Raw genomic sequence first — 22,618 nt, forward strand, 5'->3', positions numbered from 1 at the left:
CAGGTGAACAGCTCATGTACGTCATTACCGGAATCACAGGCAAAGTCGGCGGCGCCCTGGCGCATACCCTGATCAAGGCGGGCCAACCCGTTCGCGCGGTCATGCGCGATGCAACCAAGGCGGCCTACTGGGCTGACCAGGGTTGCGACGTGGCGTTTGCACACATGGAAGATGCCCAGGCGCTCACCGCCGCGTTCAAGGGCGCGACTGGCGTGTTTATCCTGCCGCCACCAGGCTTCGATCCTCTGCCTGGCTTCCCCGAAGCCCGCGCGGTGATCAGTGCCGTCAGCCAGGCGCTGCAGGCCGCAGGGCCGAAGAAGGTACTGTGCCTGTCGACCATTGGTGCCCAGGCCGAGCCGCTCAACCTGCTGACCCAGCGCACCTTGATGGAACAAGCCCTCGGCGCACTCGACATGCCTGTTACCTTCCTGCGCCCGGCCTGGTTCATGGAGAATGCGCTGTACGACGTGATCGCCGCCCGTGAAACAGGAGTGATCCACAGCTTCCTGCAGCCGCTGGACAAGGCCGTGCCAATGATCGCCACGGCGGACATCGGCGCAGTGGCCGCACAGTTATTGCAGCAAGACTGGACAGGCCAACGCGTGGTGGAACTGGAAGGCGAATGGGTGAGCCCGAACGACATCGCCCGCACCCTGGCCCAGTTGCTGCAACGCGACGTACGCGCCGAAGTGGTCGCGCGCGATACCTGGGAAACCCTGCTGCGTGCACAGGGCGCACAGAACCCGATGCCCCGCATGCGCATGGTGGATGGGTTCAACGAGGGCTGGATCTGTTTCGAGCATGACAAAGTGCTCAAGGGCAACACGACGCTGCTGACAGTCTTGCGTGAACTGAGCCACTGAACCTGCCACCGAACAACTCGGCCCCGACCTACCTGATGTACCGAGTCGCCGGCATCGAAGGCAAGCCAGCTCCCACTTTTTTGGAGGGCGGGGTTACCGTCAGGTAGCGGTCCCGCTCCCCCCTATCAAGCCTCGTCGTTCAGTCGTGCAATGCCTGGGCTGCTCCCAGTAAACCCCGGAACTTGCGATAACGTGCCTCCAACACCGCGTGCTGCCCAGCATCCGGCACGTACCGCGCCTTCACCGGCATCCCCGCCTGCACCAACGCCGCCCCTTGGCCAATCGCCAGGAACCCCAGCTTCGCCGCACCAATGCACGCGCTCAACTCACTGCCGTGCAAGGTGAAGATTTCACGCTGCAGGATATTGGCCAGTAACTGCGCCCAATACGCGCTGCGCGCCCCGCCGCCTACCAATGCGCAGGCCCCCACGTCGGCACCGGCTGATTGTACGGCGTGCAACGCATCCAACAGGCCGAAACCCACGCCTTCCATCACTGCATAACCGAGCATCGCGGGTGTGCAGTCATGGCCCAGGCCCATGAAACCACCGCGCAACAGCGGGTCGTTATGCGGTGTGCGTTCACCCGCCAGGTAGGGCAGGAACAAGGGCGTGCCGAGCGGCACTGCCTGCGTGATCGGCAATTGTGCGGTCACCTGGTCCAGCAAGGTCTGCTCATCCGCAGTGCCCGTCAGTCGCGTGACCCAGCGCAGGCAACTGGCCCCCGCCAACATGGCGCCCATGGTGTACCAACGGTTAGGCAATGCATGGCAGAAACTGTGCACCGCGCTCGCGGGGTTGCCGGCAGCATGATCGGTGATGGCGACGATGGCCGCGCTGGTGCCCAGGGTGATAAACCCGTCGCCCGCATTGATCGCCCCAATACCCACAGCCGCTACCGGGTTGTCACCACCGCCGCCGGCGATCACGACCGAGGACGACAAGCCCAACCCCTGCGCCGTCAACACAGCGCTGGCGGCGCCGCCCTCAACCAACCTGGGCATCTGCTCCGGCGCGAGGCCCGTTGCGCCCAGCATAGGGGCGAACCATTCACGCCGGGCCACGTCCAGCCACAACGTACCGGCAGCATCCGACATCTCGCTGACACGCTCACCGCTCAGGCGCAACCGCAGGTAATCCTTGGGCGACAACACACAGTCGATGGCCTTGAACACCTCTGGCTCATGCTGTTGCAGCCATAGCAGTTTTGGCGCAGTCAGCCCGGCCATCGGCAAGCTGCCGGTAACGTGCGCGAAGGCCGCGCCCAACTGCCCGGCCTCGGCGATGGCGCGGGAGTCGTCCCACAGGATCGCCGGGTACAGCACGCGGTTATCCGCCCCCAGCAATACCGCGCCGTGCATCTGCCCGGATAGCCCGATACAGGCCACCTGGGCGAACGCCGCGTGCCCGCGCAACTCGGTCAGCGCCTGCACGCACGCTTGCCACCAGGCTTCCGGCGCTTGCTCTGACCAGCCGCTGTGGCGCCGCGACACAGTCAGACGCACGCCGGCGTGGGCCAGCACCTTGCCGTCGAGGTCCATCAAAATGGCCTTGAGTTCCGAGGTGCCGAGGTCAATGCCGAGGGAAACAGGGTTGCTCATACGGGGGTCATTCCAATCCAATACAGCCACATGAGTTACGTACTTGCAGGGTCGGCGTCAGGCGCACGCTGTGGGTTGGCGCGCCGGGCGAAGCCATGCGTTGCAACAGCAGGTTCACGGCCTGGGCGCCGAGGGCCTGGACCGGCTGCGCGATCAAGGTCAGGCGCGGCACGAAAAAATCCGCCCAGTCAAAATCATCAAAGCCCACCAGGGCCATCTGCGCCGGCACGTCGATGCGGGCGTCACGCAGCGCCTGCATGGCGCCGAGAGTCATCAGGTTGTTACCGGCCATGATCGCCGTGGGCGGTGGCGCCAAGCCGAGCAGCTGCACCGTGGCTTGGCGGGCGGGCTCAGTATTGGAGCCGCCGTTGACCAGCAGTTGCGGATCAAACGCCAGCCCCGCCGCCTGCAACGCAGCCCGATAGCCGGCAACGCGCTCGTCGGTGGTGCTGAACCCCTCACGCCCGGCGATAAAGCCGATCCGGCGGTGACCATGGGCAATCAGATGTTCAACCAAGGCCTGGGTCGGCTGGGTATTCTCCACCCCGACCTGGTCGAATTGCGCGCTCATCATGCGGTCCACCAGCACCGTAGGCACCTCATTGGCCTGCAGGTACTCCAGCGCCTTGGACTCGGAGGACGGTGCCAGCAATATCCCATCCACCCGCCGGTGATGCAGCGCCGTGACCACCCGCAGCTCCTGCTCCGGGTCGTCGTGGGTGTCGACAAACAGCATCATGTAACCGTGCTTGGCACACTCGGTTTCAATCGCGTGCACGGTCTCACTGAAGTAATGGTTGGACAGCGCCGAAATCGCCACGCCAATCGTGCTGGTGCTCGAGCGGGCCAGCGAACGCGCCAGGGTGTTGGGGATGTAACCCAGCGCCTGGATCGCTTGCTGCACCGCCAGCACCGTCGCCGGGCTGACCTTGCGGGTGCCGTTCAACACGTGCGAAACCGTCGACGTCGACACCCCCGCCCGGCTTGCCACGTCATCCATGGTGACCACGACGCTTTCCCCTTCAGTGAATCAATGTTTGCTCGACCAACCGCTGTACGTAGCGACGTTGTCACGGGTGATCAATTTTGGCGTGAGCAGGGTAACCGCTTCAGCCGGGGCTTTGTCGTTGAGAATGTCATTGCCGACATTCACCGCGGTTTGCGCCATGGCCCAAGGGTCCTGGCTGGCCGATGCCTGGATCTGCGATTCGGTCTTCAGCGCGTTCTCGATATCCGGCGCACCGTCCACCGAGGTGATGATGATACCGCTGCGCTTGAGCTGCTTGGCCGCCAGGTCACTGCCGATGGCTTGCGGGTCGTTGATCGCGAACAGGCCGTCGATTTTCGGGAAGCGCGTCAGGTAACCCTGCATCACGTTCAGGCCGCCTTCGCGCGAGCCTTTGCCGTCCTGGTCATCGGACAGCACCTTGATATCCGGTGCGCCGGCCAACGCGGCCTTGCAGCCTTTGACGCGGTCGGTCACCGCGGTGACTTGCGGGCCGTTCTGAATGATCACATTGCCCTTGCCGGAGAGCTTGTCCACCAGGTACTGACAGGCCAGCTTGCCCGCTTCGACGTTGTCGGTCTGCACGGTGGCGTTCACGCCCTTGGCGTCCACATCCACCGCCACCACGACGATCCCGGCATCACGGGCTTTCTTGATCGCCGAGGCCATGGCGGAGGGGTCGACGGCGTTGATCAGGATCAGGTCGACCTTGGACGAGATGAAGTTATCGATCTGCGAAAACTGCTTGCTCAGGTCATAGTCGGCCGACACCGACGTGACCTTGACGTTGGGGTTGAGCGCCTTGGCACGAGCGGTGGCGCCATCGGCCAGGGTCACGAAATACGGGTTGCCCAGCGAGCCCATGCTGATGCCGAGCGCTTTCAACTCGCGGGCTTCGACGACGTGGGACATCAGGGCGGCCAAGGCAATGACGGGAAACATGCGGGTCAGTTTCATGCGGGTCTCTCTTGTGATTGTTGTAGGAGTGAAATCAGGTCCGCGCACCGGACTGGCGATACCGATCCAGCGCCACCGCGCCAATGATCACGATGCCCTTGATGATGTACTGCCAGATATCCGAGACGCCAAGCAGTACCAAGCCATTGGTCAGCACGGCGATGATCAGCGCACCGATCAGCGTGCCACCGATAGTGCCGACACCGCCGGTAAAACTGGTGCCGCCCAGGATCACTGCGGCAATCGCATCGAGTTCATAGGACTGCCCCAGCTGCAGGCCATTGGCGGCGAACAGGCGCGACGCGCTCATCACCGCCCCCAGCCCGGCCAACGCACCGGACATGGCGTAGACAAACAGCAGCACCTTCCACACCTTGATGCCCGAGAGCCGCGCCGCCTCTGGGTTGCCGCCCACCGAATAGATCTGCACGCCCATCACCGTGCGGCGCAGGATGAACCACGACAGCGCCACCACCGCCACGGCGATCACCACCAGCCAGGGCACGCCGAGGATCGAATCATTGCCGATAAATGCAAACGGCAGGTCCGGGTTGAACACGGTCTTGTCGTCCGCCAGCAGGCGCGCCAGGCCGCGCATGGCCGTCAGCGCACCGAGGGTGACGATAAACGGTGGCAAGCGCATGAAGGCGATCAACCCGCCATTGACCAGCCCCAGCAACAGCCCGAAGCCAATGCCGGCGGCAATCCCGAACATGCCAAACTGTGGCGACATCGACGCCTGCAACGCCACCACGGCCGAGGCCGCGAGGATCGCGCCCACCGACAGGTCGATCCCCGCCGTCAGGATCACAAATGTCATGCCCGCCGCCAGCACCACGTTCACCGAAGCCTGCTGGGTGATGATCGACAGGTTCTGCACCGTCAGGAAGTTCTCGCTGGCCAGGGCAAAGCCCACCAGCAACAGGATCAGCACTGGCAACATGCCGACCGTGCGCATCAACTCGCGTGCGCGTTCAGCTTTACCGGTTGTAGCAACATTCAACTCAGCCATGGGCAACCACCTGATCGCCACCGGTGGCGAGGTCAATAATGCGTTCCTGGGAAATAACCTGGCCCGACGCGCCGCCGACTTCAGCCACCAACTGGCCTTCGCGCATGATCAGCACGCGGTCACAGGTGCCGATGATTTCCGGCAGCTCGCTGGAGATCACCACGATGCCGACGCCGGCCTGGGCCAGTTGATTGATGATGCGGTAAATCTCGGATTTGGAGCCGATGTCCACGCCGCGTGTGGGCTCGTCGAGGATCAGCACGTGCGGCTTGACCTCCAGCAGCCGTGCCAGCAGCACCTTCTGCTGGTTGCCGCCAGACAAGGCGCCGACATTGACCTTGCCCGACGCCACGCGAATCGACAGCGACTTGATCGCATCCGTGGCGCGTTGCGCCGCATGCCCGCGGTCCAGCACGCCGCCAGCGTGGGCATCCGGTACACAGGCGCAGACATTGATGTTGTCCGCCACACTCATGTCCAGGAACAGGCCCTGGGCCTTGCGGTCTTCGGTGAGGTAGACGACCCCGGCGCGAATCGCATCCGCCGGGGTGCGCAATTGGGTGACGTGCTTGCCGACCACTTCGAGGGTGCCCGAGGTGCGTGGGTCGGCGGCAAAGATCAGGCGCGCCAGTTCGGTGCGCCCTGCCCCGACCAGGCCGGCAATACCCAGCACTTCACCGGCGTGCAGGTCGAAACTGCAGTGGCGTACGCGCTTGCCATCGGCCATGTCGCGCACCCGCATTACCACGTTGCCGGGGTTATACGCGGCATGTTCCTTCTTGTAGAAACCCGACAGGTCGCGGCCCACCATCATTTTTACCAGCACTTCGGCCGACAGCGCATCGCGGGTGAGTTCGCCAATGTATTGGCCGTCGCGCAGCACCGACACGCGGTCCGACAATTCATAGATCTCGGCCATGCGATGGCTGATATAGATGATCGCCAGGCCCTGGCCGCGCAGCTGTTTGATCAGCGCGAACAGGCGGTCGGTCTCGCGGGATGACAAGGGGGTGGTGGGTTCATCCATCACCAGGATCTTGGCGTGGGCATGCAGGGCGCGGGCGATTTCCACCAACTGGCGTTCGGCAATCGACAGGCTGCTGACCCGCGTTGCCGGAGTGAACTCGGCACCCAGGCGCTGCAGCACTTCGATGCAACCGGCCTCCATGCCCTTGCGGTCGATGGTCCAGCCCCGCCGCAGTTCGCGGCCCAGGTAAATATTCTCAGCCACGCTCAGGTTCGGGCACAGGCTCAGTTCCTGGTAAATCACGGCAATGCCGAGGGCTTTGGCGGTAGCGGGGTCGAAGGAGGGAACGAGCTGACCAGCAATGCGGATTTCACCGCCGGGGTCAGCTTGGTAGGCGCCAGAGAGGATCTTCATCAGCGTCGATTTGCCAGCGCCGTTCTCCCCCATCAAGGCGTGGATTTCGCCGGGGTAGACTTTCAGGCCGACATTCTTGAGCACGCGCAAACCATTGAAGGTTTTGCTGATGCCCTGCATCTCAAGCAAGGGTTCAAGGCTCATGAATGAGCTCCTGGATTTTATTATTTTTGTATTCGGGCCCCTTGGATCAGAGCCGATTGCCACCGACTCTAATCAGATACATTTGCTTACGCAAGCGCTTGCTTCTTCCGTTTGTCGACTAGTGAAACGTTTCATCAAGCATCGTATTGGCTATTCCCCCCTTTCTAACGTTTTGGCAGCATGCGCATGAGCGTGTTGTCGCGGACCCAGTAATGGTGGAGCAATCCTGCTGCTGCATGCAGGCCGATCAATGCATAACCGGCATTGCCCAGCCACTCATGCCAGTGCTTGAACTGCCTGGCCAGGTCCGGGTCTGGTGCCACCAGCGAGGGCAATGCGAATTCAAAGTAAGGCACCGGCTTGCCGGCAGCATTGAGCATCATCCACGCCAGCAATGGCGTCACGATCATCAGGCCGTACAGCGCCAGGTGCATGAGCTGCGATACACCCGCCTGCCAGGCGGGTGGGCGCGGCACGATCGGTGGCCGCTTCGCCAGGCGCCCCAACAGGCGAAGCCAGACCAGCAGGAAAATGCCCATGCCGAACAGTGCGTGACTGCCCAGTAACACGCCCTTGAGCGCGTGGCCCCGAGGCAACAGGCCTCTGGTTTCTATACAGCCATACACGCCTATGAACAGCGCCAGCATCAGCCAGTGCAGGGTCATCGACAGCCTTGCATAGCGCTGCGTCATCAGGGAGTTGTCCATGGAAAAGATACCTTGTGCAGGAGGGTGGCCTCACGCGGCCTGAAAGCGTCGGCGCCACCCTGCCCTAGGAGTCTTAAGCCAATCTGAAGGTCGGCAATGCGCCGATTTTTCGTCACCTTCAGACTTCGTTAAGAAATGCCTTTGATACTCCTCCCAACTTCACTGGGGAGGCGCAACGCCAATGCCCGATATCGATTGGAACATTCCATTGCCACTGCTGTTTGGCCAAGCCGACAGCGCACCGTTGCGCCTGGCTCGCGCCCTGCCCCACGACCCTCAGCGACCGGCTTTCGAGGCGTATATCCAACACCGTTTTCGCATCGCGCACGGTGCCGATATTCGCCATTTCATGCCGCAGTTATTTGGCGTGAGCCAGGCCAACGGCGACCTGTGCGCCGTCGCTGGCGTACGCCTGGCGAGTGTCGAGCGGTTGTTCCTGGAGCGGTATCTGGACCATGCGATCGATCCACTGATCAGTGCCGCCGCCGAACACCCTGTGGAGCGCAGCGCCATCGCCGAAGTCGGCAATCTCGCAGCCAGCGATACCGGCAGTGCACGCCTGAGCATCATCGCCATTACCTGGTTGCTCGCCATGGGCGGCCTGGAGTGGGTGGCGTTCACCGGCAACATCGGCCTGGTCAACAGTTTCCATCGCCTGGGTTTGAAGCCCGTCACCCTCTGTGCGGCCGACCCGCAGCGCCTCGGCGATGATCGCCACCATTGGGGCAGCTACTACGAAAGCCAACCCTGGGTGCATGTCGGCAACATCCGCGCCGGCTTCATCCATTTGCGCAACATGGGCCTGTTCGCGCGCCTGGGGTTGCCAACCACCCTCGAGGACGCCAGCCATGTCGCCTGAAACCCGCCGTTTCCACGCCGTGTTGCGCGGCCATGCCGAACGCAACGATGGCGCCGTCGCCCTGTGGGGGGACACGCTGAAGATCGACTACGCCTCGTTGTTCGCCGAAGTGGCGTATCGACAGGAGCGCCTGCGCGAGGAAGGCGTCAAGGTGGTGGCCCTGGCTCTGGACAACGGCGTCGACGCCATGTTGTGGGACCTTGCGGTACTGTTCGAAGGGCTGACCTGCCTGACACTACCGCCGTTCTTCAGCCCCGCCCAGCGTGCCCACTGCCTGGAACAGAGTCACGCCGAACGGGTAATCGCCGAGCCCTACCTGGAGGCAGAACTGCTGGCCAGCGGTTACTGTCAGAACGGCGAGTTCTGGTGCCGCACCTTTGACCATCAGCCTGCCATGCCTTCGGGCACCGCCAAGGTGACGTTTACCTCCGGCACCACTGGAGCGCCCAAGGGCGTCTGCCTGAGCGCCGACAGCCTGCTGCGGGTGGCTCGCGAGTTATACCAGGCAAGCCATTCCGCTGACCCACGCCATCACCTGGCGCTGTTACCCATTGCAATACTGCTGGAAAACCTCGGCTGCTACGCGGCGCTGTATGCCGGTGCCACCTTGAGCTTGCCCAGCCAGAAGCGCCTGGGTATCCAAGGCGCCAGTGCCGTGAACGCCGCGCAATTACTCGGTTGCCTGGCGACACGCCAGCCCCACAGCCTGATCCTCGTACCGCAATTGTTGTTGATGCTGGTGATCGCCGCCGAGCAGAACGCCTTCAGCCCACAGAACCTGCGGTTTGCCGCCGTCGGCGGCGCACGCGTGTCCCGGTCCTTGCTGCAACGCGCCCACCATTTGGGCATGCCGGTCTATGAAGGTTACGGACTGTCGGAATGCGCGTCTGTGGTGTGCCTCAATCGCCCCGAGGCGCAGCGCCCCGGGAGTGTCGGGCGGCCGCTGCCGCATGTTGAAATCCGCTTGGCCGAAGACGATGAGGTCTTGATCAAGGGGTCGACGTTGCTCGGCTATCTGGACCAGCCCGGCCAACCCGAACAATGGTGGCCCACGGGCGATCTCGGCGACATTGATGAGGACGGCTTTCTCTACCTCAAGGGCCGCAAGAAACATCAGTTCGTCACCAGTTACGGGCGCAACGTCAACCCGGATTGGGTCGAGGCCGAGTTGACCCAGGGCAACACCATCGCCCAGGCGTTCGTCTATGGCGAAGCCCTGCCGGAAAACCACGCCCTGCTCTGGCCACTGCGTACCGACTGCAGCGATGCCCAGTTGGCCGCCGCCGTGGCCGAGGCCAACACCGGCCTGCCCGACTACGCCCAGGTGCATCGCTGGACGCGCCTGGCAGAACCCTTTACCGCCGCCAATGGCTTGCTCACCGCCAATGGTCGCCCACGGCGTGATGCCATCGTCGCCCGTTATCAAGCCCAACTTGCCCCTGCACTCACCGAGGAAACCTCATCGTGAATTTTTTCGACACACTGCAAGAAGCCACCCAACAGGAACGCCAGGCGCTGTTCAATTTGCCGATCATTCGCGATGCCCTGGAAGGCCAGGTCAGCCTGGAAAGCTACCGAGCGTTCCTGACCCAGGCCTACTACCACGTGCGGCATACCGTGCCATTGATGATGGGCTGCGGTGCACGCCTGCCAACCCGCCTGGAATGGTTGCGCAAGGCCGTCTGCGATTACATCGAGGACGAATATGGCCATGAGCAATGGGTGCTCAATGACATCGCCGCCTGTGGCGGTGACAAGGACGCGGTGCGGGACGGCCGCCCGGGTTTGCCCATCGAGCTGATGGTCAGTTACCTCTACGACCTGATCGCCCGTGACAACCCGGTCGGCCTGTTCGGCATGGTCAACGTGCTGGAAGGTACCAGCATCGCCCTTGCCACCCATGCGGCTGGCAGCATCCGTGAGCGCCTGCAACTGCCGGCCACAGCCTTCAGCTACCTCAGCTCGCACGGGTCCCTGGACATCGGCCACATGGACACTTATCGCCACTTGATGAACAGCCTGGAAGACCCCGACGACCAGGCTGCGGTAATCCGCGCATCCAAAGTGGTGTACGCCCTCTACACCGACATGTTTCGCAGCCTGCCGCGTATCGGGGAGGCGCTCCATGCGCCTATCTGACGCCCGCGTAGTGCTGACGGGTGCCAGCGGTGGCATCGGCCTGGCCATCGCCACTGCCCTGTGCGCCAGTGGTGCGCAGGTGCTGGCCGTCGCTCGTCACCGTGTGCCGCTGGAGGGCTTGCTTGAACGCTACCCGCAGCAACTGTGCTGGATAGGTGCCGACCTGACCGTACTCGCCGACCGCCGTAAAGTGCTGGCCGCCGCCGAAGCCATTGGGGGTGTCAACCTGCTGATCAACGCCGCCGGCATCAACCACTTTGCCATGCTCGAACAGCTGGACGATGACGAAATCAACAGCATGCTGGCGCTCAACATCGGCGCACCCATCTGCCTGACGAACCTGCTGCTGCCGCTGCTCAAGCAGGCACCAAGCGCCATGGTCGTGAATGTCGGCTCGACCTATGGCTCTATCGGTTACCCCGGCTACGCCACGTACTGCGCCACCAAGTTTGCCTTGCGCGGGTTTTCCGAAGCCTTGCGCCGGGAGCTGGCTGACACGCGTGTCGGCGTACTGTACGTGGCGCCGCGCGCGACCCGGACCCAGATGAACAGTCCAGCGGCGCAGGCCTTGAATGATGCGCTCAAGTCCAACGTCGACGACCCGAACACCGTAGCGTCTGCGGTGGTCCAGGCAATTGCCAACGAACGTCGCGACCTTTACCTGGGCTGGCCAGAACGCTTCTTCGTAAAGCTCAACAGCGTGTTGCCAAACCTGGTTGACCGCGGTTTGCGTAAACAACTGCCGCTGATACGCCGCTTCAGCAATAAACCCGCGAATAAGGACCTGAACCCATGAAACGACTAGTTGCCGCGCTGCTGCTCAGTGCTCTGAGCCCCTTCACTTGGGCGCTGGACGCCGCCGACCAGCAGCGCCTGAACGATATCCAGACGCGCTGGGCCCATATCCAGTACAACCTGCCGGAGGAGCAGCGTACCCAAGCGTTCGAACGGCTGGCCTCCCAGGCAACAGCATTCACACAGGCCCGACCACAGGCCGCCGAGGCGTGGATCTGGTCGGGGATTGTCACCAGCAGCTGGGCTGGCGCCCAGGGCGGGCTCGGCGCCTTGAGCAAGGTCAAGGCGGCCAAGGCTGACCTGGAAAACGCGCTCGCCCTGGATCCGAAGGCCCTGCAAGGCTCGGCCTACACCAGCCTGGCGGCCCTGTACGACCGCGTACCTGGCTGGCCGATCGGCTTCGGCGATGCTGACAAGGCTGAGCAGTTGCTCAAACAGGCCTTGCAACTCAACCCGACGGGCATTGATAGTCTGTACTTCTGGGGTGACCACCTCTACCGACAAAAACGTTATGGCGAAGCCCGCGATGCCCTGCAAAAAGCCCTGCTGGCCGCGCCACGCCCCGGTCGGGAAACAGCCGATGCCGGACGGCGCAAAGAGATCGAAAGCCTGCTGGCCGACACCACTAAAAAACTCAGCTGACAAGGAGTCTGCGTGCGCCTATTACTGATCGAGGATGACGTGGCGCTGGGGGAAGGTATTCACCAGGCGCTGGTTCGCGAAGGGTACACCGTCGATTGGCTGCAAGACGGCAGCAGTGCCCTGCACGCCCTGCTCAGCGAAACCTTTGACGCCGTGGTGCTGGACCTGGGACTGCCACGCATGGACGGGCTGGAAGTGCTTCGGCGCCTGCGCGACAGCGGCGCCACCGTGCCCGTGCTGATCCTCACCGCACGCGATGCCACCGAGGACCGCATCGCCGGGCTCGATGCCGGTGCCGATGACTACCTGATCAAGCCGTTCGACCTGGCCGAACTCAAGGCGCGCCTACGCGCGCTGCTGCGCCGCAGCGCCGGCCGTGCACGGGTGGTGATCGAACACGCGGGCATCTGCCTGGACCCGAGCACGCAGCACGTCAGTTACCATGGCCAAACGGTGTTGCTGACCCCCAAGGAATATCAACTGCTGCACGAATTGCTGTCACCGCCCGGCCGTGTCATGACCCGTGACCAGTTGATGCAGTTGCTTTACGGCTGGAACGAAGAAGCCGAAAGCAACACGTTGGAAGTGCATATCCATCACCTGCGCAAGAAGTTTTCCAGCGAGCTGATCCGTACCATTCGCGGCGTTGGCTACCTGGTGGAGGAGCACCGATGACCTCGATCCGGCGGCGCACCCTGACGCTGATCATCGGCCTGCTGCTCACCGGTTTGCTGGTGATCAGCGTGCTGAACCTGCATGACAGCAACCACGAAATTGCCGAAGTCTACGATGCACAACTGGCGCAGAACGCGCGCCTGCTCCAAGGGGTCATGAGCATGCCACTGGCCAGCAAAGACCAGGCGGACCTGTATCGCGCCTTCAATAAAGCCCTGGGCGAGGCCATGCCCCGGGTGGACGGGCACCCTTACGAGAGCAAGATCGCTTTCCAGGTGTGGAACCCAAAAGGCGAACTGCTGGTGTTTACCGCCAGCGCCCCGTCATTCGCCACGCCCCCCGCACAACCGGGGTACAGCAATATAGACGACCTGAACGGCCGGCAATGGCGCGGTTTCGTGCTCAAGGACAAGGACAATGGCCTGCGCATCTGGGTGGGTGAGCGCGACGACGTGCGCTCCGACCTGGTGCAGCGGATCGTGCGACATACCTTGTGGCCCAACGTGTTGGGTAGCCTGGTCCTGGCAGCAATGGTCTGGCTCGCCATCGGCTGGGGGCTCAAGCCGCTGGCCGATATGGCCAGCACGTTGCGGGCCCGACATTCCGGCTCACTGGAGCCGATGCAATTGACGCCCTTGCCCACGGAGCTGGAGCCGATGCAGGCGGCGTTGAACCGCATGCTGGCGCAGATCCAGGAAATGCTCGGCCGTGAGCGACGCTTTATTGCCGACGCCGCCCACGAAATGCGCACGCCCTTGGCGGTTCTGCGGGTGCACGCGCAAAACCTGCAGGAAGCCGGCACCGAAGCCGAACGGCGTGAGTCACTGGCCTTTTTGATCACAGGCGTCGACCGCACCAGCCGCCTGGTCAACCAATTGCTGACCATGGCACGCCTGGAACCCAGCGCCGGGCAACTGACGGTACAGACGATCGACCTGGCGATAACCGTGCGCGAAACACTGATCCAGCTAACACCCTGGTTGCTGAGCAAAGGCCTCGAACTGGTGTTCGACGCCGACGCTGCCCCCTGCCGCGTGACGACCGATGCTGGCGCGATCAACATTGCCCTGACCAACCTGGTGACCAACGCGGCAAACTTCTCTCCGGAACACGGGGTCATCACCGTGAGGTTGGGCCAGGTCGCCAAACACTTCGTACTGACCGTGGATGACCAGGGACCAGGCATCGACGAGAGCGAGCGCGACCGCCTGTTCGAACTGTTCTACAGCCGGGGCAATGCCGAAGGCGCTGGCCTGGGGCTGACCATCGTGCACACCATCGCCCAACACCTCGGCGGCCGGGTGCACCTGGAAAACCTGGCATCCGGTGGCCTGAGAGCGACCCTGGAAATACCTGTGGATGGGTAAGCCGTTCGCAGGCTACACGCCGCCCGGTACCGACACCCATCCGTTTGAGTGTATTCGTACCGTGCGAGGCACGGTATCTGCTATTGTCCAAGGACCTCATCTCCTCCTGATCGCATTCCAGCGATTTTCTGTGAGCATGCTCTGCGGCCGTGTCATCGACGCGTCCGGGCCCGATCTGCACGGAACGCTACGCAGTGGACAAACCAGTCATCGGTACCTCACCTGAACTGCAATCACGCGCCGAAAAAATCGTCGAGTTCAAACGGCAGAAAACCCTGCTCAAGACCGGCGCCCTGCAAGACGCGATCTTCAACAGCGCCTACTTCTCGAGCATCGCCACTGACGAGAAAGGTGTCATCCAGATCTTCAACGTCGGCGCCGAACGCATGCTTGGCTATGCCGCCGCCGACGTGGTCAACCGCATCACCCCTGCCGACATTTCCGACCCTGTCGAGCTGATTACCCGCGCCGCCGCCCTCAGCCTCGAGCTGGAAACGCCGATCACGCCGGGTTTCGAAGCCCTGGTGTTCAAGGCCTCCCGTGGCATCGAAGACATCTACGAGTTGACCTATATCCGCAAGGATGGCAGTCGCCTGTCGGCCATGGTGTCGGTCACCGCCCTGCGCAACCGGCATGACACCATCATCGGCTACCTGCTGATCGGTACCGACAACACCGCGCGCAAGCAGGAAGAAGCCGAGCGCAAAGGCTTCGAGCGGGCGTTGGAAGAAAAGAACCTGGAGCTGGAACACGCCAGCCACATGAAATCCGAATTCCTCGCGACCATGTCGCACGAACTGCGCACACCGTTGAATGCAGTGATCGGCTTTTCCGAGGCACTCAAGGATGGGCTGGTCGGCGACATGAGTGACACGCAGCGCGAATACATCGGCGATATCTTCACCAGCGGCCAGCACTTGCTGTCGCTGATCAACGACATCCTCGACCTTTCCAAGGTGGAGGCCGGGATGATGGAGCTTGAGCTTGAGGCGGTGGAATTGGCGGGGTTATTGGCCAACAGCCTGCTGATCGTGCGCGAAAAAGCCGCACTGCAACGCATCCAGTTGAAACTGGAAAGCCCCGAGGACCTCGGCTGCCTGGAGTTGGACCTGCGCAAGACCAAGCAGATCGTCTACAACCTGTTGGCCAACGCCGTAAAGTTCAGCGAACACGCAGGCTCAGTGACGCTGACGGTACGCGAAGTGGCCCGCGAACAGGTCGGGCATATTGCAGGCGACTGGCCGGTTTACAGCTTCGACCTGCCAGACAGCCCCCATCAGCAGTTCCTCGAACTGAGCGTCAGCGACACGGGCATAGGGATTGCCGAGGACGACATGGGCAAGCTGTTCAAGGCATTCAGCCAGATCGACAGCAGCCTGGCGCGCAAATTCGAAGGCACCGGCCTGGGGCTGGCGATGGTCAAGCGCCTGACCGACCTGCATGGCGGCAGCGTCGCCGTGGCCAGTCGTGAGGGCCAGGGCGCGCGATTTGTCGCCTGGCTGCCGCTGCACCGCGCGCCGGAGGCCGCATGGCCAACATCCTGATCGTCGAAGACAATGAAGCCAACATGCGCCTGGCGCGCCTGTTGCTGGTGAATGCGGGTCACAGCGTACTGTGGGCTCCCGATGCCGAAACCGGCCTGACCCTGGCCCGCGAACAACAGCCAGCGCTGATCCTGATGGACATCCAACTGCCAGGCATGGACGGCCTGGCCGCCACCGCGCTGCTCAAGTGTGACCCGCTCACCGCGCACATCCCGGTGATCGCCCTGACGGCCATGGCGATGAAAGAGGACCGCGAAAAGACCCGCCTGGCCGGCTGCGACGCCTACATCATCAAGCCGCTACGCTACAAAGAGCTGTACCAAGTGATCGACACATTGCTGCAACAGCACATCCGCCCTCTTATATGAGTCCTCTCCATGGCCAGCCAACCCGCAACGCTGTTGATCGTCGATGATGAACCCCAGGTGCGCAAGCTGCTGGAAACCCTGCTGCAACATGAGGGCTACCAGACCGTGTGCGCCGGCAGCGGTGAAGAAGCCTTGCAGTTGGTGGCACAACAGCCCCCGGACCTGATCCTGCTGGACATCATGATGCCGGGCATGGACGGCTACGAAGTCGCCAGCCAGCTCAAAGGCGACGAAACCACGGCGGGCATCCCGATCATCATGCTCTCGGCCCTCAGTGAACCGAGCGCCAGGGTCAGTGGCCTGGAGACCGGTGCCGAGGAGTTCATCAGCAAACCGGTGGAGCGTGTCGAGCTGTGGTTGCGGGTGCGCAACCTGCTGCGGCTCAAGGCACGCGGCGACCGGGTGAACCCTTCACGCGAGCTCACGCGACAGCAAACCGGCATGAACGTGCATGACCTGGCCCACCAGGACCTGGAGGAGGCCTTGCGCCTGGCTGTGGAGCGTGAGGAATTCACCGTGCATTACCAGCCCAAGGTCGAAGTTGCCAACGGCCGGCTCTGCGCCCTCGAAGCGCTGCTGCGCTGGGAACGGCCGGACTACGGCGCGGTGTCCCCGGGAGTGTTTGTACCGGTTTTGGAAAGCATCGGATTGATCGTTCCGGTGGGCCGCTGGGTGATCGACACCGTTTGCCAACAGATTGCCGAGTGGCAACGCGGTGCCATTGGCGCAGTGGAAGTGTCGGTGAACGTCTCCGGCCATCAATTGATCGAAGGCGACCTGATTGCCGACATCGCACGCCTTCTTGCACAACATGGGGTCGCGCCGCATTGGCTGGAAGTCGAGCTGACCGAAGGCTCGCTGATGGAAAATACCCAACACACCATCGACAGCCTGCAGCGCCTGCACGCCATGGGCGTGAAGATCTCCATCGATGACTTCGGCACCGGCTATTCGAGCCTGGCGTACCTGCGACGGTTTCCCATCGACACACTGAAGATCGACATCGCGTTTATCCGCGAAGTCACCAGCAACCCACAGGACGCGGCGATCACCCGCACCATCATTGAACTGGCCCACAGTCTCAGCCTGCGCGTCGTGGCTGAAGGTGTGGAAACCCAGGCGCAGCTTGCGTTCCTGAAAGACGCCGGCTGCGATCAGATCCAGGGCTACCTGTTCAGCCGACCGCTGCCAGTGGAGACCTTGGAGCGCTTGTTGCTGGAGCGCCTAGACCGTCCGTGAAATCTCCACGCTCAAGCATTCGATCAACCCTCGGTGGGTCGCACTTAACCGCTCCGCACCACTGACCAAGGCCAGTTCCGAGGGCGGTACGGCAGGCAACTCCGTGCAGATCCGATGGCTGGGCAGTACCGCGCTTTTTGGCAAGATGCTGATGCCCAGGCCGGACGTCACCGCCGCCTGGATGCCGGTCAGGCTGTGGCTGCCGAACGCCACGCGCCAACTGCGCCGGGCCTTGTCCAGGGTGCGGATAGCGCGCTGGCGGTAGATGCAGCCTTGGGGAAACAGCGCCAGGGGCAAGGTCTCGGCCTGCAGGTCCTGGCCGTGGCCGCACACCCACACCAACGGCTCCGGCCAACTGGCGTGGCATTCGCCGCTGCCGGCCTCGCGCTTGACCAGAGCGATATCGATTTCACCACTTTCCAGTTGCCGGCGCAGGTCGGTGCTCATGCCGCTGACCGTCTCCAGGCGCGCTTCTGGGCGAGCACGGACGAAGCCGGAAAGCATCGAGGCCATGCGCGCTGCGTCAAAATCTTCGGGCACGCCCAAGCGCACCGGCACCACACTGGCCTCGGTGTTCAAGGCATCGCGGGCCTCCCGAGACAAGCTCAACAAGCGCCGGGCGTATTGGGTCAGCACCTCACCGTGTTCGGTGGCGCTGACTTGCTGGCCTGAGCGGTCCCGTACCAACAGCACCTGCCCCACGCTTTCTTCAAGCTTGCGAATCTGTTGGCTCACCGTGGACTGGGTGCGGTGTACGCGCTCGGCGGCGCGGGTGAAGCTGCCTTCGTCCACCACACAGACCAGGGTGTGCAGGAGTTCGAGGTCAAACATGGTAGCCACCCACTTATCGGAAATTCAACTGTGACACAGAGGCTAATTTAATTTCCAACTGAACGCCAGGTTTCCTATGCTGCAGCGGTCGCCCATTCTTGGCTAAAGGTGCCCCATGTCGCTCGACCACTCCCCTCGCCCCCTGTGGCTGACCTTTGATTGCTACGGCACCCTGATCCAATGGGATGAGGGCCTGCGTGCCGCCGTTGACCGGATCCTCGACGACAAAGGCGAACATCATGTCGACGGCGAAACGCTGATCAGCGTTTACGACCACCACGAACACGCCCTGGAACAAACCCCACCGCACCGCAGCTTCCGCACCCTTGCGGGTCTGGGCTTGCAGCTCGCCCTGAAAGAGCTGGGTCTGCCGACCAATGAGCACGACGGCGCGATCCTGACGGACAGCATCAGTGCCATGCCACCGTTTCCGGAAGTCGTGGCGACTCTCAAGCAGCTCAAGGATCAGGGTTACAAACTGTGCATCGTCTCCAACACCGACGATGACGTGATCGCCGGCAACGTGGCGCAATTGGGTGGCCATATCGACCGGGTCATTACCGCCGGGCAGGCGCGGGCCTACAAGCCCAATCGTCGCCTGTTCGACTATGCTCACGAGCAACTCGGCGTGAGCCTCGACCAGGTGGTGCATATCTGTGCCAGCCCGCATCTGGACCATGCCGCGGCGCGGGATATCGGTTTCCGTTGTGTGTGGATCGACCGTGGCACCGGCCGTCAGTTGTTGGCCGATTACACCCCGGACGCCATCCTGCCAACCCTCGACGGCGTGCCCGAATTATTCAAATCCCTGGGGTGGTGAACCATGGCCCATACCTTTACGCCCTCTTCCCTGGGCCCGCGCGCCGGGCGCTTGAACCTCGACAGCCTCGCGGCCATCGAGGCGCGGATGGAACTCGCCGCGTGCCTGCAACTGGCGGCGCTGCATGGCATGGAAGAAGGCATCTGCAATCACTTCTCGGCGACGGTGCCGGGGCATGACGACTTGTTTTTCGTCAACCCGTTCGGCTACGCCTTCGAGGAGATCACCGCCTCCCATCTATTGGTGTGCGATTTCGCCGGCAATGTGATCGACGGCGATGGCACGCCAGAAGCCACCGCGTTTTATATCCATGCACAGTTGCATCAGTGCCAGCCCCGCATCAAGGCCGCCTTCCATACCCACATGCCCAACGCTACCGCGCTGTGCCTGCTACAAGGCCCGCCCTTGCTGTGGCTGGGGCAGACGGCGTTGAAGTTCTATGGGCGCACGGCGGTGGATGAAGCGTACAACGGCCTGGCCCTGGATAACCGCGAAGGCCAGCGCATCGCGGCGGCGTTGGGTGATGCCGATATTCTGTTCTTGAAGAATCATGGGGTGATGGTGGCTGCGCCGAACATTGCCGAGGCCTGGGACGATTTGTACTACCTGGAGCGCGCGGCCGAGGTGCAGCTGAAGGCCATGGCCAGTGGGCAGCCGCTCAAGCCAATCGAGCCAGCGGTGGCGCAGTTGGCATATGAGCAGATGCGTGAGGGTGACCCGGCGAGTGCGCGGGCGCATCTGGACAGTGCCATGCGGCGACTGAGGGGGTTGGGATCGCGCTTTGATCAGTGACCTGGTGACCTGAGCGCCTATCCAGATCCCTGCCGGGGGCGCCTAGGATCAAGCGCAGATATCTGTAGACGCAGGCTTGCCGGCAAGCCTGCGTCTACAGCGATTGGTTATTGCGCGTTGGCCTTGGCCGCATCGTTGATGATCGCCACCACCCGCGCCGGGTTCGACACCATCACCACATGCGACGCACCTTTGACATCCACGGTTTCCTTCGAGCCCGCACGGTCTGCCATGAATTTAAGCGCAGCCTCGGGAATGTTCTTGTCTGCCGAACCGTAGATGAAGTAGGACGGCACGGTTTTCCAGGCCGGGTCGCCCGACGGTTCCTTCAGTGCAGCCTCGGTGATCGGCCGTTGGCCGGCCGCCATCAACTGGGCGTCCTTGGGTGATACGTCAGCGGCGAACTGGGCGTTGAACTTGTCCTGCTGGATATACAGGTCGGTCACGCCGTCCTTGGACACCACTGGTTTGTCGAGGGTCGGGCCCAGGGTGCCGCCAGGGTAGCGGCCGGACAGTTCAAACGCGGTCTCGCCTTTTTCCGGGGCGAAGGCGGCCACGTAGACCAGCGCCTTGACCTTCTTGCTGTCGTGCACGGCGTTGGAGATCACCGAGCCGCCGTAGGAGTGACCGACCAGGATCACCGGGCCCGGGGTGTGTTCGACGATGTCGGCGACGTAGTCCGAGTCGGTCTTGACGCTGCGCAGCGGGTTGGCCACGGCGACCACCGGGTAGCCTTCGGCCTTGAGCCCGGCGATCACGCCGTTCCAGCTGGAGGCGTCGGCAAAGGCGCCGTGTACCAGCACCACGGTGGCTTTTTGCGGGGCGGCAAAGCTGGCGGTAGCAGCACCGAGGGCCAGTGCGCCGGTGATCAGGGCGGCGGCGACGCGGGAGAACTTGAAGGTTTTCATGGACGTTTGCTCCGTTAGGGTAGGCGCTCAAGGCGTTGAACGTGAGGCCATGATGCCGAAACGCATTTTACAAATGGAGGCTAATAGTCGACGATATGGCGCAGATCGTCTAAACAACAGCGCTTTTTCACGCTCAGGTGAGTCATGGATCGTTTGTCCACACTGCTGGTGCACTTCGGCATTGGTGCCGAGACCTTTCACAGCGGGTTACTGCACGGTGTGCTCGACACCCGCGACGTGCAGCAGCGCGGCCGCGTGTACCTGCTCAAGGAGGGCCAGGCCAGCCTGGAGATGCCCGACGGCACCCTGCGGCTCCCCGAGCCCAGCCTGGTGTTGGTGCCGCGCCCCCTGCCCCATCGCCTGCTGGCGTCAAAAGCAGACCGTGCCCAGGTGGTGGCGGCGTCCCTGCGTTTTGATGGTGGCCTGGATAACCCGTTGTCAGTGGCGCTGACCGACACCATCGTGATGCCGCTCAAGCAGATCCCGATGATCGCCGGGACGCTCGACTGGCTGTTCAGCGAAGCCTTTGCCGAACACTGTGGACGCGAAGCGGTGATGAACCGCCTGTTCGAGCTGATGGTGATTCAGTTCCTGCGCCACATGATGGCTTATCACAGCATGACCACTGGCATGATGTCGGGGCTGGCAGACCTGCGACTGGCGCGGGCCATGACGCTGTTGCACAACCACCCCGAGCGCCCATGGACCGTGCAGGAAATGGCGGCGGAATCGAACATGTCCCGTGCCAGTTTTGCTGCGCACTTCCATAAGGTGGTCGGCCAGACCCCGGCCGACTATGTGCTGAGTTGGCGCGTCAGCCTGGCGCAGAAACGCCTGCGTGAAGGCCGGCCCATCGCCCTGATTGCCGATGAGGTCGGTTACGAAAGCCCTTCGGCGCTGGCCCGTGCGTTCAGGCGCAAGACCGGCACCAGCCCGCGTGAATGGTTACAGCTGCAGGCGCCGCTAAGGGTCGAGCACACCGCCACTGTAGCTGTCGGATAAGCGTGTACCGGTGAACTTGGCGACCACCGAGCCCTGGGCAACCAGGCGTTCGCGGTGCCGGGTGATCATGCGCCCCGTCTGGGCGGCGTGCAGGGTCACTTCCGAGATCGGGTCGCCGGGTCGGCCGATGATGCGCGCAAAACGCTGGCCTGCCTCGACGTAATCACCCAACCCCTTTTCGAACACCAGCACTCCTGCGCACGGCGCGAGTATGGTTTCCATGCAGCCCATGTCGACCACGTCGCCTGGCCATGGGGCGATGCTTGCCACCTCGTCGATCACACCATTGACGCACAACCAGGCCCACAGGCCATCGGCGTCCTGCTGCGCCAGGGCGTCGCTGACGTCGGCCTGCCCGCGCAGCTCGATGGTGGCGGCCAATTGCGGCGATGCGTGGTTGATGATGGTTTCTTCAAAAGAGCCATCGCCGCCCTCATCCCAGACAATCACCAGGTCCACCTGCAAGGCCGCCGCGAGCGCCAGGCCTTGGTCGGGCCAGAAGCGACGGTGGATATAGAGGTACGGCAACGCCTCGTCATCGGTGTGCAGGTCCAGCACCAGTTCGGCCTCGGCGGCCAATTGCACCAGGCGTCTCTGCCAGTGCGCCAGGTTGCTTGCCGGACGTTCCATGACCAGGGAGTGGTCGAACGCGCGGTTGAAGTTCTGCCCGGTGGCCTCATGGAAGCGCCCGAGCAATCGGCCTTGGCGGAACTGGCCGATGCCGAATGGGTTGGCCTGGGGCACCACGGTGACACTGCCCTTCAGGCGGCCCTGATCCTGGCACGCTTGCAAGCGCGGCAATAACTGATGCAGGACCAGCATGCCGGCGATTTCATCCGCATGCACACCCGCTTGCAGGTGCACCTTGGGCCCGCTACCGTCGCCGTCGAAACGCCAGGCGCCGATGTGCAGCGCGTTGCCAGCATCACCGGTTTCCTGCCACGAAAGGTCTTTTGCCATGCCTTGC

Annotated in this window: 23 protein-coding genes; 14 read left to right on the forward strand and 9 right to left on the reverse strand. The window is 62.9% G+C overall.

The window, feature by feature from the left end:
* Positions 1 to 14 precede the first annotated feature (14 nt).
* Positions 15 to 863 (forward strand): NmrA family NAD(P)-binding protein, encoded by an 849-nt coding sequence (locus CQ002_RS08510; protein WP_034105296.1) that lies wholly within the window; start codon positions 15 to 17, stop codon positions 861 to 863.
* Positions 864 to 1,002: 139 nt separating this feature from the next.
* On the opposite strand, the gene xylB is transcribed toward CQ002_RS08510, so the two are convergent.
* The 6 genes from xylB to CQ002_RS08540 all read right to left on the reverse strand — a co-directional run bounded on the left by xylB (position 1,003) and on the right by CQ002_RS08540 (position 7,670).
* Entirely contained in the window at positions 1,003 to 2,463 is a 1,461-nt protein-coding gene (gene xylB, locus CQ002_RS08515) for a xylulokinase (protein WP_105162172.1), read from the reverse strand.
* Between the two features lie 7 nt (positions 2,464 to 2,470).
* Positions 2,471 to 3,472 (reverse strand): LacI family DNA-binding transcriptional regulator, encoded by a 1,002-nt coding sequence (locus tag CQ002_RS08520; RefSeq protein ID WP_098466504.1) that lies wholly within the window; start codon positions 3,470 to 3,472, stop codon positions 2,471 to 2,473.
* Positions 3,473 to 3,493: 21 nt separating this feature from the next.
* Entirely contained in the window at positions 3,494 to 4,426 is a 933-nt protein-coding gene (locus tag CQ002_RS08525) for an ABC transporter substrate-binding protein (protein ID WP_034105302.1), read from the reverse strand.
* Between the two features lie 34 nt (positions 4,427 to 4,460).
* Positions 4,461 to 5,438 (reverse strand): hypothetical protein, encoded by a 978-nt coding sequence (locus tag CQ002_RS08530; protein ID WP_034105304.1) that lies wholly within the window; start codon positions 5,436 to 5,438, stop codon positions 4,461 to 4,463.
* Positions 5,431 to 6,963: a sugar ABC transporter ATP-binding protein gene (locus CQ002_RS08535; RefSeq protein WP_069023824.1), complete on the reverse strand. Its 1,533-nt coding sequence runs from the start codon at positions 6,961 to 6,963 to the stop codon at positions 5,431 to 5,433. The genes CQ002_RS08530 and CQ002_RS08535 overlap by 8 nt, the downstream gene beginning before the upstream one ends.
* Before the next feature lie 164 nt (positions 6,964 to 7,127).
* On the reverse strand, positions 7,128 to 7,670 hold the full coding sequence (locus CQ002_RS08540) for a cytochrome b (protein WP_098466503.1): 543 nt from the start codon (positions 7,668 to 7,670) through the stop codon (positions 7,128 to 7,130).
* Positions 7,671 to 7,851: 181 nt separating this feature from the next.
* Between CQ002_RS08540 and CQ002_RS08545 the strand changes: the two genes are divergently transcribed.
* The 10 genes from CQ002_RS08545 to CQ002_RS08590 all read left to right on the forward strand — a co-directional run bounded on the left by CQ002_RS08545 (position 7,852) and on the right by CQ002_RS08590 (position 17,298).
* The gene (locus CQ002_RS08545) at positions 7,852 to 8,529 is read left to right on the forward strand and encodes a thermostable hemolysin (protein ID WP_105162171.1); all 678 of its coding nucleotides are present in this window, start codon (positions 7,852 to 7,854) and stop codon (positions 8,527 to 8,529) included.
* Positions 8,519 to 9,997, forward strand: coding sequence for an AMP-binding protein (locus tag CQ002_RS08550; RefSeq protein WP_098466501.1), 1,479 nt, complete (start codon positions 8,519 to 8,521; stop codon positions 9,995 to 9,997). The genes CQ002_RS08545 and CQ002_RS08550 overlap by 11 nt, the downstream gene beginning before the upstream one ends.
* Positions 9,994 to 10,668, forward strand: a complete 675-nt coding sequence (locus CQ002_RS08555) for a TenA family transcriptional regulator (RefSeq protein WP_098466500.1) — start codon at positions 9,994 to 9,996, stop codon at positions 10,666 to 10,668. The genes CQ002_RS08550 and CQ002_RS08555 overlap by 4 nt, the downstream gene beginning before the upstream one ends.
* Positions 10,655 to 11,464, forward strand: a complete 810-nt coding sequence (locus CQ002_RS08560; RefSeq protein ID WP_105162170.1) for an SDR family oxidoreductase — start codon at positions 10,655 to 10,657, stop codon at positions 11,462 to 11,464. The genes CQ002_RS08555 and CQ002_RS08560 overlap by 14 nt, the downstream gene beginning before the upstream one ends.
* Positions 11,461 to 12,105: a tetratricopeptide repeat protein gene (locus tag CQ002_RS08565; RefSeq protein ID WP_034105318.1), complete on the forward strand. Its 645-nt coding sequence runs from the start codon at positions 11,461 to 11,463 to the stop codon at positions 12,103 to 12,105. Before CQ002_RS08560 ends, CQ002_RS08565 begins: the two co-directional genes overlap by 4 nt.
* Positions 12,106 to 12,117: 12 nt before the next feature.
* On the forward strand, positions 12,118 to 12,780 hold the full coding sequence (locus CQ002_RS08570) for a response regulator (RefSeq protein ID WP_034105320.1): 663 nt from the start codon (positions 12,118 to 12,120) through the stop codon (positions 12,778 to 12,780).
* Positions 12,777 to 14,147, forward strand: coding sequence for an ATP-binding protein (locus CQ002_RS08575; protein WP_034105322.1), 1,371 nt, complete (start codon positions 12,777 to 12,779; stop codon positions 14,145 to 14,147). The genes CQ002_RS08570 and CQ002_RS08575 overlap by 4 nt, the downstream gene beginning before the upstream one ends.
* Positions 14,148 to 14,341: 194 nt before the next feature.
* Positions 14,342 to 15,691, forward strand: a complete 1,350-nt coding sequence (locus tag CQ002_RS08580) for a HAMP domain-containing sensor histidine kinase (protein WP_069023825.1) — start codon at positions 14,342 to 14,344, stop codon at positions 15,689 to 15,691.
* Complete coding sequence (locus CQ002_RS08585) at positions 15,676 to 16,059, forward strand: response regulator (protein WP_034105326.1); 384 nt, start codon at positions 15,676 to 15,678, stop codon at positions 16,057 to 16,059. Before CQ002_RS08580 ends, CQ002_RS08585 begins: the two co-directional genes overlap by 16 nt.
* Positions 16,060 to 16,068: 9 nt before the next feature.
* Entirely contained in the window at positions 16,069 to 17,298 is a 1,230-nt protein-coding gene (locus CQ002_RS08590; RefSeq protein WP_069023826.1) for an EAL domain-containing response regulator, read from the forward strand.
* Here CQ002_RS08590 and CQ002_RS08595 read toward each other — a convergent pair.
* On the reverse strand, positions 17,284 to 18,129 hold the full coding sequence (locus tag CQ002_RS08595; protein WP_034105330.1) for a LysR family transcriptional regulator: 846 nt from the start codon (positions 18,127 to 18,129) through the stop codon (positions 17,284 to 17,286). The genes CQ002_RS08590 and CQ002_RS08595 overlap by 15 nt on opposite strands.
* A 115-nt stretch (positions 18,130 to 18,244) precedes the next feature.
* On the opposite strand from CQ002_RS08595, the gene CQ002_RS08600 reads away from it, so the two are divergent.
* Both CQ002_RS08600 and CQ002_RS08605 read left to right on the forward strand, forming a co-directional pair.
* The gene (locus CQ002_RS08600) at positions 18,245 to 18,949 is read left to right on the forward strand and encodes a haloacid dehalogenase type II (RefSeq protein WP_098466498.1); all 705 of its coding nucleotides are present in this window, start codon (positions 18,245 to 18,247) and stop codon (positions 18,947 to 18,949) included.
* A gap of 3 nt (positions 18,950 to 18,952) precedes the next feature.
* Positions 18,953 to 19,741: an aldolase gene (locus tag CQ002_RS08605; RefSeq protein ID WP_105162169.1), complete on the forward strand. Its 789-nt coding sequence runs from the start codon at positions 18,953 to 18,955 to the stop codon at positions 19,739 to 19,741.
* Between the two features lie 107 nt (positions 19,742 to 19,848).
* On the opposite strand, the gene CQ002_RS08610 is transcribed toward CQ002_RS08605, so the two are convergent.
* Entirely contained in the window at positions 19,849 to 20,649 is an 801-nt protein-coding gene (locus tag CQ002_RS08610) for an alpha/beta fold hydrolase (protein ID WP_034105336.1), read from the reverse strand.
* A gap of 144 nt (positions 20,650 to 20,793) precedes the next feature.
* Between CQ002_RS08610 and CQ002_RS08615 the strand changes: the two genes are divergently transcribed.
* Positions 20,794 to 21,651: an AraC family transcriptional regulator gene (locus tag CQ002_RS08615; protein WP_105162168.1), complete on the forward strand. Its 858-nt coding sequence runs from the start codon at positions 20,794 to 20,796 to the stop codon at positions 21,649 to 21,651.
* Here CQ002_RS08615 and CQ002_RS08620 read toward each other — a convergent pair.
* Positions 21,613 to 22,611, reverse strand: coding sequence for a succinylglutamate desuccinylase/aspartoacylase family protein (locus tag CQ002_RS08620; RefSeq protein WP_105162167.1), 999 nt, complete (start codon positions 22,609 to 22,611; stop codon positions 21,613 to 21,615). The genes CQ002_RS08615 and CQ002_RS08620 overlap by 39 nt on opposite strands.
* Positions 22,612 to 22,618 lie beyond the last annotated feature (7 nt).

The sequence above is a fragment of the Pseudomonas sp. MYb13 genome, assembly GCF_002980075.1.
Taxonomy (GTDB): domain Bacteria; phylum Pseudomonadota; class Gammaproteobacteria; order Pseudomonadales; family Pseudomonadaceae; genus Aquipseudomonas; species Aquipseudomonas lurida.

What these genes read in the sequence shown, in the direction of transcription:
- CQ002_RS08510 (WP_034105296.1), top strand. Translation starts at nt 15, where the DNA reads ATGTACGTCATTACCGGAATCACAGGCAAAGTCGGCGGCGCCCTGGCG.
- xylB (WP_105162172.1), bottom strand. Translation starts at nt 2,463, where the DNA reads ATGAGCAACCCTGTTTCCCTCGGCATTGACCTCGGCACCTCGGAACTC.
- CQ002_RS08525 (WP_034105302.1), bottom strand. Translation starts at nt 4,426, where the DNA reads ATGAAACTGACCCGCATGTTTCCCGTCATTGCCTTGGCCGCCCTGATG.
- CQ002_RS08530 (WP_034105304.1), bottom strand. Translation starts at nt 5,438, where the DNA reads ATGGCTGAGTTGAATGTTGCTACAACCGGTAAAGCTGAACGCGCACGC.
- CQ002_RS08535 (WP_069023824.1), bottom strand. Translation starts at nt 6,963, where the DNA reads ATGAGCCTTGAACCCTTGCTTGAGATGCAGGGCATCAGCAAAACCTTC.
- CQ002_RS08540 (WP_098466503.1), bottom strand. Translation starts at nt 7,670, where the DNA reads ATGGACAACTCCCTGATGACGCAGCGCTATGCAAGGCTGTCGATGACC.
- CQ002_RS08545 (WP_105162171.1), top strand. Translation starts at nt 7,852, where the DNA reads ATGCCCGATATCGATTGGAACATTCCATTGCCACTGCTGTTTGGCCAA.
- CQ002_RS08550 (WP_098466501.1), top strand. Translation starts at nt 8,519, where the DNA reads ATGTCGCCTGAAACCCGCCGTTTCCACGCCGTGTTGCGCGGCCATGCC.
- CQ002_RS08560 (WP_105162170.1), top strand. Translation starts at nt 10,655, where the DNA reads ATGCGCCTATCTGACGCCCGCGTAGTGCTGACGGGTGCCAGCGGTGGC.
- CQ002_RS08565 (WP_034105318.1), top strand. Translation starts at nt 11,461, where the DNA reads ATGAAACGACTAGTTGCCGCGCTGCTGCTCAGTGCTCTGAGCCCCTTC.
- CQ002_RS08575 (WP_034105322.1), top strand. Translation starts at nt 12,777, where the DNA reads ATGACCTCGATCCGGCGGCGCACCCTGACGCTGATCATCGGCCTGCTG.
- CQ002_RS08585 (WP_034105326.1), top strand. Translation starts at nt 15,676, where the DNA reads ATGGCCAACATCCTGATCGTCGAAGACAATGAAGCCAACATGCGCCTG.
- CQ002_RS08590 (WP_069023826.1), top strand. Translation starts at nt 16,069, where the DNA reads ATGGCCAGCCAACCCGCAACGCTGTTGATCGTCGATGATGAACCCCAG.
- CQ002_RS08595 (WP_034105330.1), bottom strand. Translation starts at nt 18,129, where the DNA reads ATGTTTGACCTCGAACTCCTGCACACCCTGGTCTGTGTGGTGGACGAA.
- CQ002_RS08600 (WP_098466498.1), top strand. Translation starts at nt 18,245, where the DNA reads ATGTCGCTCGACCACTCCCCTCGCCCCCTGTGGCTGACCTTTGATTGC.
- CQ002_RS08605 (WP_105162169.1), top strand. Translation starts at nt 18,953, where the DNA reads ATGGCCCATACCTTTACGCCCTCTTCCCTGGGCCCGCGCGCCGGGCGC.
- CQ002_RS08610 (WP_034105336.1), bottom strand. Translation starts at nt 20,649, where the DNA reads ATGAAAACCTTCAAGTTCTCCCGCGTCGCCGCCGCCCTGATCACCGGC.
- CQ002_RS08615 (WP_105162168.1), top strand. Translation starts at nt 20,794, where the DNA reads ATGGATCGTTTGTCCACACTGCTGGTGCACTTCGGCATTGGTGCCGAG.
- CQ002_RS08620 (WP_105162167.1), bottom strand. Translation starts at nt 22,611, where the DNA reads ATGGCAAAAGACCTTTCGTGGCAGGAAACCGGTGATGCTGGCAACGCG.